Annotated in this window: 13 protein-coding genes; 5 read left to right on the plus strand and 8 right to left on the minus strand. The window is 42.5% G+C overall.

From position 1 onward, the window contains the following. Positions 1–44: 44 nt before the first annotated feature. The gene (locus tag HMPREF0373_RS09920) at positions 45–626 is read right to left on the minus strand and encodes a DNA-deoxyinosine glycosylase (protein WP_021739575.1); all 582 of its coding nucleotides are present in this window, start codon (positions 624–626) and stop codon (positions 45–47) included. Between the two features lie 154 nt (positions 627–780). After that, positions 781–2,316, minus strand: a complete 1,536-nt coding sequence (gene malQ, locus HMPREF0373_RS09925; RefSeq protein ID WP_021739576.1) for a 4-alpha-glucanotransferase — start codon at positions 2,314–2,316, stop codon at positions 781–783. Positions 2,317–2,747: 431 nt separating this feature from the next. Here malQ and HMPREF0373_RS09930 point away from each other — a divergent pair, with 431 nt between their 5' ends. Next, the gene (locus HMPREF0373_RS09930; RefSeq protein WP_021739577.1) at positions 2,748–2,945 is read left to right on the plus strand and encodes a hypothetical protein; all 198 of its coding nucleotides are present in this window, start codon (positions 2,748–2,750) and stop codon (positions 2,943–2,945) included. Between the two features lie 6 nt (positions 2,946–2,951). On the opposite strand, the gene HMPREF0373_RS09935 is transcribed toward HMPREF0373_RS09930, so the two are convergent. Next, a complete protein-coding gene (locus tag HMPREF0373_RS09935) occupies positions 2,952–3,791 on the minus strand; it encodes an AraC family transcriptional regulator (RefSeq protein WP_021739578.1) in 840 nt (279 codons plus the stop codon). A gap of 247 nt (positions 3,792–4,038) precedes the next feature. Between HMPREF0373_RS09935 and HMPREF0373_RS09940 the strand changes: the two genes are divergently transcribed. The 4 genes from HMPREF0373_RS09940 to HMPREF0373_RS09955 all read left to right on the plus strand — a co-directional run bounded on the left by HMPREF0373_RS09940 (position 4,039) and on the right by HMPREF0373_RS09955 (position 8,389). Beyond that, complete coding sequence (locus HMPREF0373_RS09940; protein WP_021739579.1) at positions 4,039–4,830, plus strand: carbohydrate ABC transporter permease; 792 nt, start codon at positions 4,039–4,041, stop codon at positions 4,828–4,830. A gap of 217 nt (positions 4,831–5,047) precedes the next feature. Next, complete coding sequence (locus HMPREF0373_RS09945) at positions 5,048–5,422, plus strand: GntR family transcriptional regulator (protein WP_021739580.1); 375 nt, start codon at positions 5,048–5,050, stop codon at positions 5,420–5,422. Beyond that, positions 5,419–6,318 (plus strand): ABC transporter ATP-binding protein, encoded by a 900-nt coding sequence (locus HMPREF0373_RS09950; RefSeq protein WP_021739581.1) that lies wholly within the window; start codon positions 5,419–5,421, stop codon positions 6,316–6,318. Before HMPREF0373_RS09945 ends, HMPREF0373_RS09950 begins: the two co-directional genes overlap by 4 nt. Positions 6,319–6,406: 88 nt before the next feature. Then, the gene (locus HMPREF0373_RS09955) at positions 6,407–8,389 is read left to right on the plus strand and encodes an ABC transporter permease (protein WP_147597888.1); all 1,983 of its coding nucleotides are present in this window, start codon (positions 6,407–6,409) and stop codon (positions 8,387–8,389) included. Positions 8,390–8,474: 85 nt separating this feature from the next. Here the strand turns inward: HMPREF0373_RS09955 and HMPREF0373_RS09960 are convergent, their stop codons facing one another. The 5 genes from HMPREF0373_RS09960 to purE all read right to left on the minus strand — a co-directional run bounded on the left by HMPREF0373_RS09960 (position 8,475) and on the right by purE (position 12,618). Then, positions 8,475–9,092 (minus strand): HAD family hydrolase, encoded by a 618-nt coding sequence (locus HMPREF0373_RS09960; RefSeq protein WP_021739583.1) that lies wholly within the window; start codon positions 9,090–9,092, stop codon positions 8,475–8,477. A gap of 3 nt (positions 9,093–9,095) precedes the next feature. Continuing rightward, positions 9,096–10,370: a phosphoribosylamine--glycine ligase gene (gene purD / locus HMPREF0373_RS09965; RefSeq protein WP_021739584.1), complete on the minus strand. Its 1,275-nt coding sequence runs from the start codon at positions 10,368–10,370 to the stop codon at positions 9,096–9,098. A 1-nt stretch (position 10,371) separates the two neighbouring features. Then, entirely contained in the window at positions 10,372–11,001 is a 630-nt protein-coding gene (purN, locus tag HMPREF0373_RS09970; RefSeq protein WP_021739585.1) for a phosphoribosylglycinamide formyltransferase, read from the minus strand. Further along, on the minus strand, positions 10,995–12,020 hold the full coding sequence (purM, locus tag HMPREF0373_RS09975; RefSeq protein ID WP_021739586.1) for a phosphoribosylformylglycinamidine cyclo-ligase: 1,026 nt from the start codon (positions 12,018–12,020) through the stop codon (positions 10,995–10,997). The genes purN and purM overlap by 7 nt, the downstream gene beginning before the upstream one ends. Before the next feature lie 91 nt (positions 12,021–12,111). Continuing rightward, positions 12,112–12,618, minus strand: a complete 507-nt coding sequence (purE, locus tag HMPREF0373_RS09980) for a 5-(carboxyamino)imidazole ribonucleotide mutase (RefSeq protein ID WP_021739587.1) — start codon at positions 12,616–12,618, stop codon at positions 12,112–12,114. Between the last annotated feature and the right edge of the window lie 324 nt (positions 12,619–12,942).

Genomic DNA, 12,942 nt, shown 5'->3' on the forward strand with positions numbered 1-12,942 from the left:
AGAAGTGGGAGTCTTCTCGACTGAGATAAAACGGCACATTATTTTTATCCTCTGGCACATTCCTTCGATATACATGAAATCTTTGTATACTTTTTTTCTTCTGTATATGCAAGCATACTCTGCCTCTCTTTCTCTGGTGTCTTTATTATTTTTTGCCAGTATTCCAACAGCCGCTCCACACTATAAGTCGCATTCGCCGGACTGGTGGACGGCAGCTGCACGGCCTCGATGCCAAGCTGTTTTGCCAGATATTTGTCATACAGCTGTTTTGATTTTGCTCCGTTTGCATAAATTCTGGTGATCCGGCTTCTTCCTATTATATAAGCGAGATCATTTGGAACCACATTGCGGATACTGCTGTCACTAGATCCTGCGATATCACAGCTTGCGATCACGTCCCACAGAGCGATATGATGCCGCAGCAGCATCTCTTTTTTTTCTGGTATCGTCTGCGGAACCGTCTCATTCAAAACCTGAGCCAGCACCTTCCAGAAACGGTTTTGTGGATGTCCATAAAAAAATTGCATTTCTCTGGATTTCACTGATGGAAAACTTCCAAGAATCAGTATTTCCGAATTTTCATCATACACCGGTGGAAATTCATGATTTTGTCTTTTTACTTCCATATAAAATCCTTCTTTCTCATAAGCTTCATTTGAGTCTCTTGCTTTGTCGCTGATTTTTCATAACTTATTTGACACTATCCTCATAATTGCCGAAATAATGTTTTTCAGGGAAACATGGATTTATCACGTTTCCCTGTATCATCAACTGTTATTCTTATTCATTTTCTGTATCTGTTTCATTCGTCTCTTCTTCTTTGGGAGGATCGATTCTCCAGCGATAGGATAATCCTGTCATATGTGCAATATAACTTGCCAGATCATGTGTCAGCTGCTCTTTGCGTACACGCCACTCCCAGTTATGCCCCAGCGTAGATGGATAGTTCATGCGGGCTTCTTTTCCAAGTCCCAGATAATCCTGAAGCGGGATCATGCAATATTTTCCGACACTGGACATCGCCATCCAGATCAGATTTTCACAAAGTTCTTCATTGGATGCATGCGGACGGTTCATATACTCCCGGATATGGTTGCGCACATGCTCCTCCGTGCACTCCAGATATTGCATCAGTGTCTCATTATCGTGAGTTCCTGTATATACAACAGAATTCGGTGTATAATTGTGCGGCAGATATTCATTGTCACTGCCACTGCCAAATGCAAACTGCAGCACCTTCATACCCGGATAACCGGTTTCAGCTACCAGATCCCGGACAGATTGCGTCATATATCCAAGATCCTCCGCAATGATTTCTATATTTTTCACATGCTTTTTCACTTCATGAAATAATGCAATACCCGGACCTTTTTTCCATTCACCGATGCGGGCATTTGTCATGCCATACGGAATCGTGTAATACTCATCAAAGCCACGGAAATGGTCGATACGAACCACATCATACAGCACTTCACAGTGTCTGATCCGGCGGATCCACCATGCATAGTTCTGCTTTTTATGATATTCCCAATCGTAGATCGGATTTCCCCAGAGCTGACCATCTGCGGTAAATCCATCCGGCGGACAGCCTGCCACTTCAATGGGATTCATATCTTCGTCAAACGCAAACAGTTCCGGATTCATCCACGCATCTGCGCTGTCGAAAGCCACATAGATCGGGATATCACCGATAATTCTGATACCACGGTCGTTTGCATATTTTTTCACTTTCAGCCACTGTTTTAAAAACCAGTACTGTAAATATTCGTAATAGCAGATTTCATCCGCAAGTTCTTCCCGATATTTTGCCAGAACTTCCGGCTCTTTCCGGATCAATTCTTTCTCCCAGGTATTCCATGCCTGCTTGTCATGCACATCTTTCAATGCCATAAACAGTGCATAGTCCGACAGCCACGCTTTCTGTTCTTCTTCGAATTTCAGGAAGTCTGCATCTTCCCGTTTTTTGCTGTTTTCATAAGCTTTATGTAACAGCGGATTTCGGTTCTCATACTGCTTTTCATAATCCACATAGGACGGATTAGTGCCCAGGTTCGCTGTTTCACATTCCTCACGGGTCAGAAGTCCTTCCGCGATCAGTTCTTCCAGGGAAATAAAATACGGATTTCCCGCAAACGTCGAGAATGACTGATAGGGGGAATCTCCATAGCTGGTCGGTCCCAACGGCAGGATCTGCCAGAAAGTCTGACCACTTTCCTGCAGAAAATCAATCCATTCAAACGCACTTTTTGAAAAACATCCGATTCCATATTTTGACGGTAAACTGCTTACCGGAAGTAAAATACCACTTGCTCTCATACTTAAAAACTCCTTCTCAAACTCTGCAAAATAACACGAAAAAACATTCCTTTTTGCAGTGGGATTTTTCCCAAATTATGTGTTTTATTATACGCGTTTTTAATCATTTTCTCAACCGAATTTCAAGAATGTCCTCGGCATTCTTGCTGCGAGATACACGTCATGCAATGCATGAGCAAATATTTGGATACATAATGATGAAGGGAGCGCCTTTTTATGAGCAAAAGTAGAGCGTAAGCGTTTGCCTTCTTGAACCAAGTTCAAGAAGTATCGCTCGCAAGCGAGCTCTTTTGCGAATGGCGCGTGTGAACAGTAACCTACACCGTGTGAACTTTCTATAAATTCATACATTTTTTATAGAAATACTGAAAATAATGTAGTATACTAAATTCAAAGAAATCATTTGATTCATATTTAAGGAGGTAATTGATATGGCAGAAAATACAATGGGCGGATGTACAGGCAGTTGTCACAGCTGTGCTTCTTCCTGTGACACACAGACAGGCGAAAGAAAACCAAGCTTTTTCGATAAACTTGAATCCATTTCCGAACACTTTGAAAATGTAGGAGAAGACAATGTACTGCAAATGTTAAATGACATTGTTGCAGAACTGGAAAAAGAGGATTAATTTATTTTATTTATGTTCTATTGGGATCCATTTTCGATAAGTATCAGGTGTCATTCCCTGATGTTTACGAAATACAGTTCCGAAATAGCTGGGACTTTCGAAACCACATTTTTTTGAAATCTCAGCTATTTTTTTATCTGGAAAACGGTTTAGCATCACACAGGCATTCATAATTCGGATATCACATAATACCTGCATAATCGTTTTATTCATTTTCTTTTTAAAATAGGAGCACATATATTCCTTGCTCAGTCCGACCACTGCGCTTAATTCATCTAATGTAATTGCTCTTCCAAATTCCTTTTGCAGATATTCCATAATTCTTTCAATTACTTCATCTGATTCTGCGTTTTTTCCAACATCTATCCAGTTCATTGTCTCCAGTATTTCCAGCAGGCATCCATAACATAATTTTGACACTTCTGCCGAATCCTGTTCCCCAAACGTTTCCAGATATTCATATAATTGCCTGAATTCTTTCATAAATCTCTGATCTGCTGAAACCTTGAAGGCACCCGATTTTGTCAATCCATATGTTTCTAATAAAGGCTCACAGAGTGTTCCCTGAAATCCAAGATAACTCAATCGCCATTCTGATCCGGTTTTATAATAGCTGTGCATTTCATTTGCTTTCAGGAAAAATCCATTTCCCGCCTCAATACAATATCGTTCTTCATTCACCACTAATTCTCCGCTTCCGGCTGTACAATAAAAAATCTGATACACAGGCAGGCCATGTGGACGGACAATTGGCTTTTGCTGTTCTTCCAGACCAATGGTACTGACATATAAAGATGCTTCCTGTTTTCCGGTTATACTTTCTGTTGCTTTTAAAATCGATTTCATAGATACTCTTTTCCAGTTTTATAAATTGCACATTAATATTTTTATACAAATATTATTATATTATTATATACACAATGAAGCAAGCCTCTTATACTGAATATAAATGATTCTGATTATCTCAAAGTCATGATTCACAGGCTTCCATAGAAATCATACCTTCTCCGTTAAATTTAAAACACGCTTTTGAAAAACCAGCAAATGTATGATTGAATCAGAATCACTGAATATGTGAAAAGAGGTATTTTTCATGAAACAATTATACAAAAAAATCGGATCTTATCTGATCCTATGCATTGCATCTGTCTGTTTCTTACTTCCCTTTTATCTGATGATCTGCAGCGCCAGTGATGGCAATATCTCGCTGTCTGAGGGACCGATCATTCCGGGAACAGATCTTTGGGAAAATATCTGTTACATCCTGTTTCACACAGCGTTTCTGAAATCTCTTGGTTTTACCTTACGTTACACGATTATTCAGACTCTGCTCACTTTACTTATCTGCGGACTGGCAGGATTTGCTTTTGAAATTTATCATGACAGGAAAAAAGATATGCTGTTTAAAGTTGTTCTGTTTGCCATGATGATTTCCATCACGCCGTTGATGGTTCCACTCTTTCAGATGTATACGAAATTAGGGATTGTTGACACCATCTGGGGATTAATGGCACCGTTTCTTGCCTCTCCTCTGATCATTATGATTTTTCGACAAAATTCCCGTGGTTTTCCTTATGAACTTGTGGAAGCTGCAAGACTGGATGGAGTATCGGAACTTGGTATCTTTTTTCGCATCTACCTTCCATGTATGAAAAGCACCTTCTCCTGCGGTACGATCATCGCATTTTCAAACGCCTGGAACTCTTATCAGTGGGCTCATCTGATTATGTATGATGATCAGAAAATACCTATGACGGTATTTCTGACGCTGGGATTAAAAGGAAATAGCATGACACTTGTACTGCTCAGCATGGTTCCTTCTCTTGTTGTATTTTTTATTTTTCAGAAATTCTTTGTAGAAGGAATGAACGGAGCTTTAAAATAAGCACACAAAAACTTCATACAGCTATCTTTCGAAAGAATTAAGATTTTCTCCCATGTTTCTTCCTTGTATCTCCCCTGTATGCATGCTATATTAACTGTATCAACACGGTTAGTACACTGTATGTCATACAGATTTCTTTCCATCCGGTAAACTCCCGACAATCTGTCTGACATCCACAAATGTGTTCAACTTGAATTTATTGGTAAGGAGATTTCCTATGATACAGATAAATTACCGCGATACGCGCCCGTTTTATCAGCAGATTAAAGATAATGTGCGGCATCTTGTTGTAAGCGGTGCTCTGAAAAAAGATGACAAACTGCCTTCTGTCCGGGAATTGGCAGCTTCACTGGCCATCAATCCGAATACGATCCAGCGGGCTTACCGGGAACTGGAAAATGAAGGTTATATCTATACCCTGCCCGGAAAGGGCACCTTTGCGGCAGAAATGGACCATACCAATCAGATCCGCCAGCAGGAATTACTACCACAATTTGACAAGATCGTATCTGAGCTTCTCTACCTGTCCATGCCGGTCAATGAACTCACGAATCGTATCCTTTCCCTCTCAGGAAGGAGGATTCAGGCATGATACAGGCAGAACATATTACAAAAACATTCCATGGATTTAAGGCCTTAGATGACATGAGCCTGCACGTTCCAAAAGGAACGATCTACGGTCTCGTCGGTCCAAACGGTGCCGGCAAATCCACCCTGATCCGGCACCTGACCGGCATTTACCGCCCGGACTGCGGCTCCATCCTGATTGACGGACTTCCGGTATATGATAATCCGGAAGCAAAAGCAAAATTTACTTATATTCCGGATGATCTGTTTTACTTTCTTCAGGCAGATACGTTGGAAATGAAACGATTTTATCAGGGCATCTATCAGAAATTCGATACGGCACTATTTGACCGGCTGCAGGAATTTTTCCCGACTATCGACACCAGACGCAACATCCGCAGACTCTCCAAAGGTATGCAGAAACAGGTCGCTTTCTGGCTGTCTATCTGTGCCATGCCGGAACTGATGATACTCGATGAGCCCATGGATGGACTGGATCCTGTCATGCGCCGCCAGATCTGGAGTATCATTTTATCAAAAGCCAGCGAAAATAAGACTACGATCCTGATCTCCTCCCACAACCTGCGTGAGTTGGAGGATGTCTGTGACCATGTGGGCATCATGCACAAAGGCCGGATCATTGTAGAGCGTTCTCTCTCCGATCTTCAGGGAAATGTATCCAAAATCCAGGTCGCATTTCAGGAAGGTATGCCGACCCTTCCACCGGATTTTGAAATATTACACATGTCAAACACCGGCCGTGTATATACGCTGATCGTTAAGGGTAATCCGGAGCGCGCCAAAGCCATCCTGGAAGCAACACACCCAATGCTGATCGATATCCTTCCTCTTACATTGGAAGAAATCTTTATCTATGAAATGGGAGGAAAGAATTATGAAATCAAAGACATCCTGTTTTAATAAAGCAATTTTCCGGAAAAATATGAGCCGGTTCTGGCCGGTCTGTGCAGTTTAACTGGCCTACCTTTTTTTCCACATGACTGTACGGATGTTTTTAAATACCCGCAGTTATATCACGGCACAGTCCGCAGATACTGTTTCACCGGCCACTTCCCGGTTAACGACCATGTTGGAATGCATCAGCGGAAATCTGGAACCATATGTTATCTTTTTTGCAGCACTGGTGGCGGCGATCACGGTATTCTCCTACCTGTTTTCCACCCGCAGCTGCCATATGATCCATGCACTTCCGGTAAAACGCAGTGAACTGTTTGTCACAAATTATATCAGCGGATTTCTGTTTCTGCTGCTCCCGCAGCTGATCACATTTCTGCTGAACCTGATCGTATGTATTTTAAACAACATTTCCTCGGTAGAATATCTGCTGTACTGGTTACTTTACACAATTGGCATGAGTTTTCTATTTTATACACTTGCCGTATTTTGCTGTATGCTCACCGGTCATGCAGTTGCCGCTGCTGTTTACTATTTTGTAGGACATTTTCTCTATATTGCCATCAAATCGATTGCCACACTGATCGTTTCTTCTATGTGTTATGGCATGAAAATCCTTGGCGATCAGGTCAGCACTACATTGACAGAAACAAGAGATGCGGTACTTTCACCTTTTGTGTATCTGCTAGATCATGTATCCCTGAACTGGTCCATGAACAATGATTTTACTGCAGTGGATCAGATCAATATGCAGGGCGGCATGCTGATCGGTCTGTATTGCATAGCAGCCGTGGTATTTTATATTCTTGCTTATGTATTTTATCAGAAGCGGCCGTTGGAATGTACCGGTGATGTGGTTGCTTTTGGCTGGCTGTACCCTTGTTTTCGCTGGATGCTTTCACTGGTTGGCGGATTTGGTCTTTCCTACCTTCTTTCCAGCCTGCTCTTTGATAACACTGCACGTATGGCAACATCACTTTTTGTATTTCTGATTCCGTGTTCCTTTATAAGCTTTTTCGTATCAGAAATGCTCTTAAATAAACGGTTCCATGTATTTTCCGGAAAACGCTGGGTGGAATGGGCGGTCTGCATTGCAATCTGCCTGCTCGGAACCGGTCTGATCCGAAGCGATGCATTCCACATAGAACGGAAAATCCCGGAAACGGATCAGATTGCCGCCATTTATATGTACGCAGATTATGAGCATTTATACCGTGATGAGGCTGATTTTGAAACACTGAAAAAAATTCACCGGAACCTTCTGGATCACAAACAGGAATATCTGTCTTATTCCTACCAGCAAAACCATTCAAAATATAATCTTCCGGAAGCACAAAATGCAGAATTTGCAACATCGATATCCTCCGACAGCACCGGATCCAATACTTCTACTTCTGTTTCATACAGTAACGGTGATTATATATCTTCCATTCAGATTACTTATTATCTGAAAAACGGGCGTAAAGTGATGCGTCGCTATGAAATTCCGGTAACGAATGCAACGTTGAAGGACAAGACAACACCGGCTTATCAGATTTCCAGACTGGAAACCGGTAAGGAAGATCTGCTCCGCTACCTGCTCTGTAATAATTACGAAGATATCAGTTTCATAAACGGTAACTTCAGCCATGTGGATAAAAATGGGCATGATGAAAATGTAAGCCTGGATCAGCAGCAGACAGAGACTCTGTATGAAGCACTCAAGGCAGATATCCTTGCCGGAAACTATCCTGCCGGACTTGGAATCCATGACACGGAAGACAACCCGATTTACTACGACAGTTTTTACTTCTACGGACAGGTACCGGGAGACATTGAATACCTGACAGACCTGCTGCCATCCGGGAAGTCAGCAAATACATCCGGGTATTATAAAGCTGCCCCGATAAATGCCGCAAATACTGCCGTCCAGAATACCAGACCGGAAAATTATTACTCCTCCATCGAAGTATCTTTTTCCTTATCTAAGTCCTGTACAAACACCATTCAGGCAATGATTGACCTTGGTCTCATCAAAAGTGCTTCGGATCTGATCACCCAGGATGCATTTTATGCGATGATAAATACGCAAGGATAACTAAGATTATTGAGGTAAAAATACAAGCCCCCGCTGGGATTTTCCCAACGGGGGCTTTACTACATATGATAAGTGAACTGTAACACTATAAATATTTCATTACTTCCGGTAACTGCTCCAGGCTCTCCACCTGCGGAACTTGGGCATCCACTGTTCCGAAACCATATGCCGCAAACAGAAACGGAACTCCTGCTTTCTGACATGCATTGTAATCTCCCTGAGTATCTCCAAGGTAGTAGTACGTTTCATAATGATTACGCTCGATCAGTGCTTTCAGATTCACATCCTTCTGCTGCTGCGTGTTGCCATAACACTCGATATCTGCCACCAGATTACCCAGGTGGTAATACTCCAGGAATACTTCAATATATCCCGCCTGGCAGTTGCTGACAATGCCGATTTCATATCCCATGCCGCGCAAGCGCTCAAATACTTTTCGGACATCTCCGTACAACGTTGCACCAACATGACTCAGATATTCATTTTCATCCCGCTCACAGGCATGAATGATCTCCATCGCCTGATCCATCTCATATTCCGGGAGAAGTTCCCTTGCAAAACAGTCCATGGTTTTTCCCATAAGGCCGATCAGCTGTTCTCTGCGGATGTTCATTTCCGGACAGGTCTTGTTCCAGGATTCCACGATTTCATCTACGGAATCCCACAACGTACCGTCCATATCAAAAATAACTGCTTTTTTCATAAATTATGCCTCATCAATTGCTTTTCCGATATCATGGCGCATATATTTATTTGCAAAATCAATCCATTCGGTTGCTGCGTAAGCATTTGCACGTGCTTCTTTTAATGTAGCACCTTTCGCAGTCACACCAAGGACACGGCCACCGTTTGTCACGATTCTGCCTTCTTCATTCAACTTGCTTCCTGCATGAAAACAATAATAACCGTCTTTATGCTCAAAGTTCTCCAGACCTTTGATTTCGAATCCTTTTTCATAAGAAACCGGATAACCATCGCTTGCCAGAACAACGCAGACCGCTGCGTTGTCTTCAAACTGCAGATCAATCTGGTCTAAGGTTCCGTCGATGCAGGCTTCCATGACATCGATAACATCATTTTTCATACGCGGCAGGACAACCTGTGCTTCCGGATCACCAAATCTGGCATTATACTCCAATACCTTCGGACCGTCTTCTGTCAGCATCAGTCCAAAGAAAATGATTCCTTTAAAAGTACGTCCCTCTGCTGCCATGGCATCTACCGTTGCCTGGAACACATATTTTTTACAGAACTCGTCTACTTCTTTTGTATAAAACGGGCTCGGGGAGAAAGTTCCCATGCCACCTGTATTTAATCCCTGATCACCGTCTTTTGCACGTTTATGATCCTGTGCGGAAGACATGATCTTGATTGTTTTTCCATCCACGAAAGACAGTACGGATACTTCACGGCCTGTCATAAATTCCTCGATAACCATATGATTGCCGGCAGAACCGAATTTTTTGTCCATCATAATTTCTTTGACGCCAGCTTCTGCTTCTTCTAAAGTATTGCAGATCAGTACACCTTTTCCAAGTGCCAGTCCGTCTGCTTTTAACACGATCGGCATTTTTGCAGTTTTCAGGTATTCCAGTGCTTTCTCAGGATCATCAAAATTCTCATATGCAGCAGTTGGAATATTATATTTCTTCATTAAATCTTTGGAAAATGCTTTGGAACCTTCCAGAATTGCTGCTGCTTTGTTTGGTCCAAATACACGCAGTCCCTCAGCCTCAAAAGCATCTACAACACCGCCAACCAACGGATCATCCATACCGATGATGGTCAGATCAATCTCGTTTTCTTTTGCAAATGCAACCAGTTTATCAAATTCCATAGCACCGATCGGTACACACTCTGCGATCTGTCCGATTCCGGCATTGCCCGGTGCACAGTAAATTTTATCTACACGACTGCTTTTTGCCACACTTGTTGCGATGGCATGCTCTCTTCCGCCACTTCCTACGATCAGTACTTTCATGTCAGTTCTCCTCTACAATTGCTTTTCCGTCAACCACTTTTACTTTGCCATTTGCAATCAGATCAATGGCCTTCGGCATAATGATCCATTCTGCTTCTTCCATGACACGCTGCTGTAAAATCTTCGGTGTGTCACCGTTTTTTACCTCAACGGCTTTCTGTAAAATGATCGGACCGGTATCGGTTCCCTCATCTACAAAATGGCAGGTTGCCCCGGTCACTTTCACTCCACGATTTAATACACCTTCGTGTACTTTCAAACCATAATATCCGGTTCCGCAAAATGACGGAATCAGAGACGGATGAATGTTGATGATACGGTTTCTGTATTTCCGGATCATCATCTCCGGAATCACAACTAAAAATCCTGCCAGAACGATCAGATCCACCTGCGCCTCATCCAGTGCAGCCAGAAGTGCCTCATGAAACTGTGCTCTGTCCGCATAGTCTTTCGGAGAGATACAACAATTTGGAATACCTGCTTTTGCGGCACGCTCCAGGGCATAGGCATTTTTATTATTGCTGATGACTGTTGCGATCTCTGTATTTGTGATTTTTCCATCTGCGACAGCATCCATGATGGCCTGCAGGTTGGTGCCGCCACCGGATACCAGCACTGCAATTCTTAGCATAAATCTACTCCTTTTTCACCATCGATGATTTTTCCTACCACGTAAGGTGCATCGCCCGCCTGTCTGATTGCTTCCATCGTCTTGTCCACATCTGCCGGATCAACGGCAACGATCATACCAAGTCCCATGTTGAACGTATTGTACATCATTTCTTCTGTAATATCGCCTTCTTTTGCAAGCATTGCAAAAATCGGTGGTACCGGATAGCTGTCTTTCTCAACAACTGCACGTTTGCCATCAATAAGCATACGCGGAATATTTTCGTAGAATCCGCCGCCTGTGATATGGCTGCATGCTTTGACGGTCACACCAGCCTCACGGATGGATTTTAATGCATTTACATAAATTCTTGTCGGAGCTAATAATGTCTCGCCGAGTGTTTTTCCAAGTTCTTCATGATATGTATTCAATGTATCCTCATCCATCCGGAATACGTTACGAACCAGGGAGAATCCGTTAGAATGTACACCACTGGAAGCCATACCGATCAGTACGTCACCATCTTTTAATTCACTTCCTGTGATCATGTCTTTGCGGTCAACAACACCAACTGCAAAACCGGCCAGATCATACTCGTCCTCAGGCATCAGACCCGGATGCTCTGCTGTCTCACCACCGATCAGTGCTGCACCAGACTGTTTACATCCTTCTGCCACGCCTTTTACAATCTCAGCGATCTTCTCCGGATAGTTTTTGCCACAGGCAATATAATCCAGGAAAAACAGCGGTTCTCCGCCTGCACATGCAATATCGTTCACACACATTGCAACGGCATCAATTCCGATGGTGTCATGTTTATCCATTAAAAATGCAAGTTTTACTTTGGTACCGCATCCGTCTGTACCGGATAACAGTACCGGATCTTCCATTTCCTTGATTTTGTTTAAAGAAAATGCTCCGGAAAATCCACCAAGTCCGCCAAGAACTTCTGCGCGCATGGTTTCCTTTACATGTTTTTTCATTAACTCTACTGATTTGTAGCCAGCTTCAATATCTACACCTGCTTTTTTATAATCCATTCTGAATTCCTCCGTTATGTATCAGCACATATTTTCATGTTCTTTCTATTTCACGGATTGCTTCTTTGAAAAAAGCAATTCGCTGTACCGGTTATTTCCCGTAATTTTTATATCCGGTTTCCTGCAATTTCTCGTCTTTTTCCACTACCTGGGATTTCAGTTCCTCTGTGTAAGCTTTCAGTTTTTCTAAAAGCTCAGGGTCAGAAGCAGCCAGGATCTTTGCTGCCAGAATACCGGCATTTGCACCACCGTTGATTGCTACGGTTGCCACCGGGATTCCGCTCGGCATCTGCACGATAGAATACAGAGAATCCACTCCACCCAGATCAGATGTCTTCATCGGGATTCCGATGACGGGCAGCGGGAAGATTGCTGCGCACATACCCGGCAGATGAGCTGCTTTACCTGCTCCGGCAATAATTACTTTGAATCCTTTCTCCTCTGCGGATTTTGCATAGTCAAAAAACACATCCGGCTCACGATGTGCGGAGATGATACGCATCTCATAATCGATACCGAATTTATCCAAAATTTCTGCTGCCTTTGCCATGACCGGCATATCTGAATCACTGCCCATTACAATTCCTACTTTAGCCATTTGTATGTGCTCCTTTCATCCCTCATGTAATTATGTAACTATTCAGAGCCAAGCAGGTTTACAATAAAAGTGTGAATCATGCTGGCATGAATGAACACTTTTAGTTGTAAATCTATTTGGCGAGAAGCCACATCGAGATGTAGCGTAGCGAAATCGAGATGGCTCTGAATAGTCATTGTATCTGTTGTTTACATCTTACCTTGAATCATGTAAATTTGCCAATTATATATTGTTATATTTTTTATAAGAGTTGCTAATATATGATGTACGTTTCATTTGTTTTTCTAATGATACTTTTATGCTCATATCAGGGCGGGTCATTAA

Source organism: Eubacterium ramulus ATCC 29099 (assembly GCF_000469345.1).
Classification (GTDB): Bacteria; Bacillota; Clostridia; order Lachnospirales; family Lachnospiraceae; genus Eubacterium_I; species Eubacterium_I ramulus.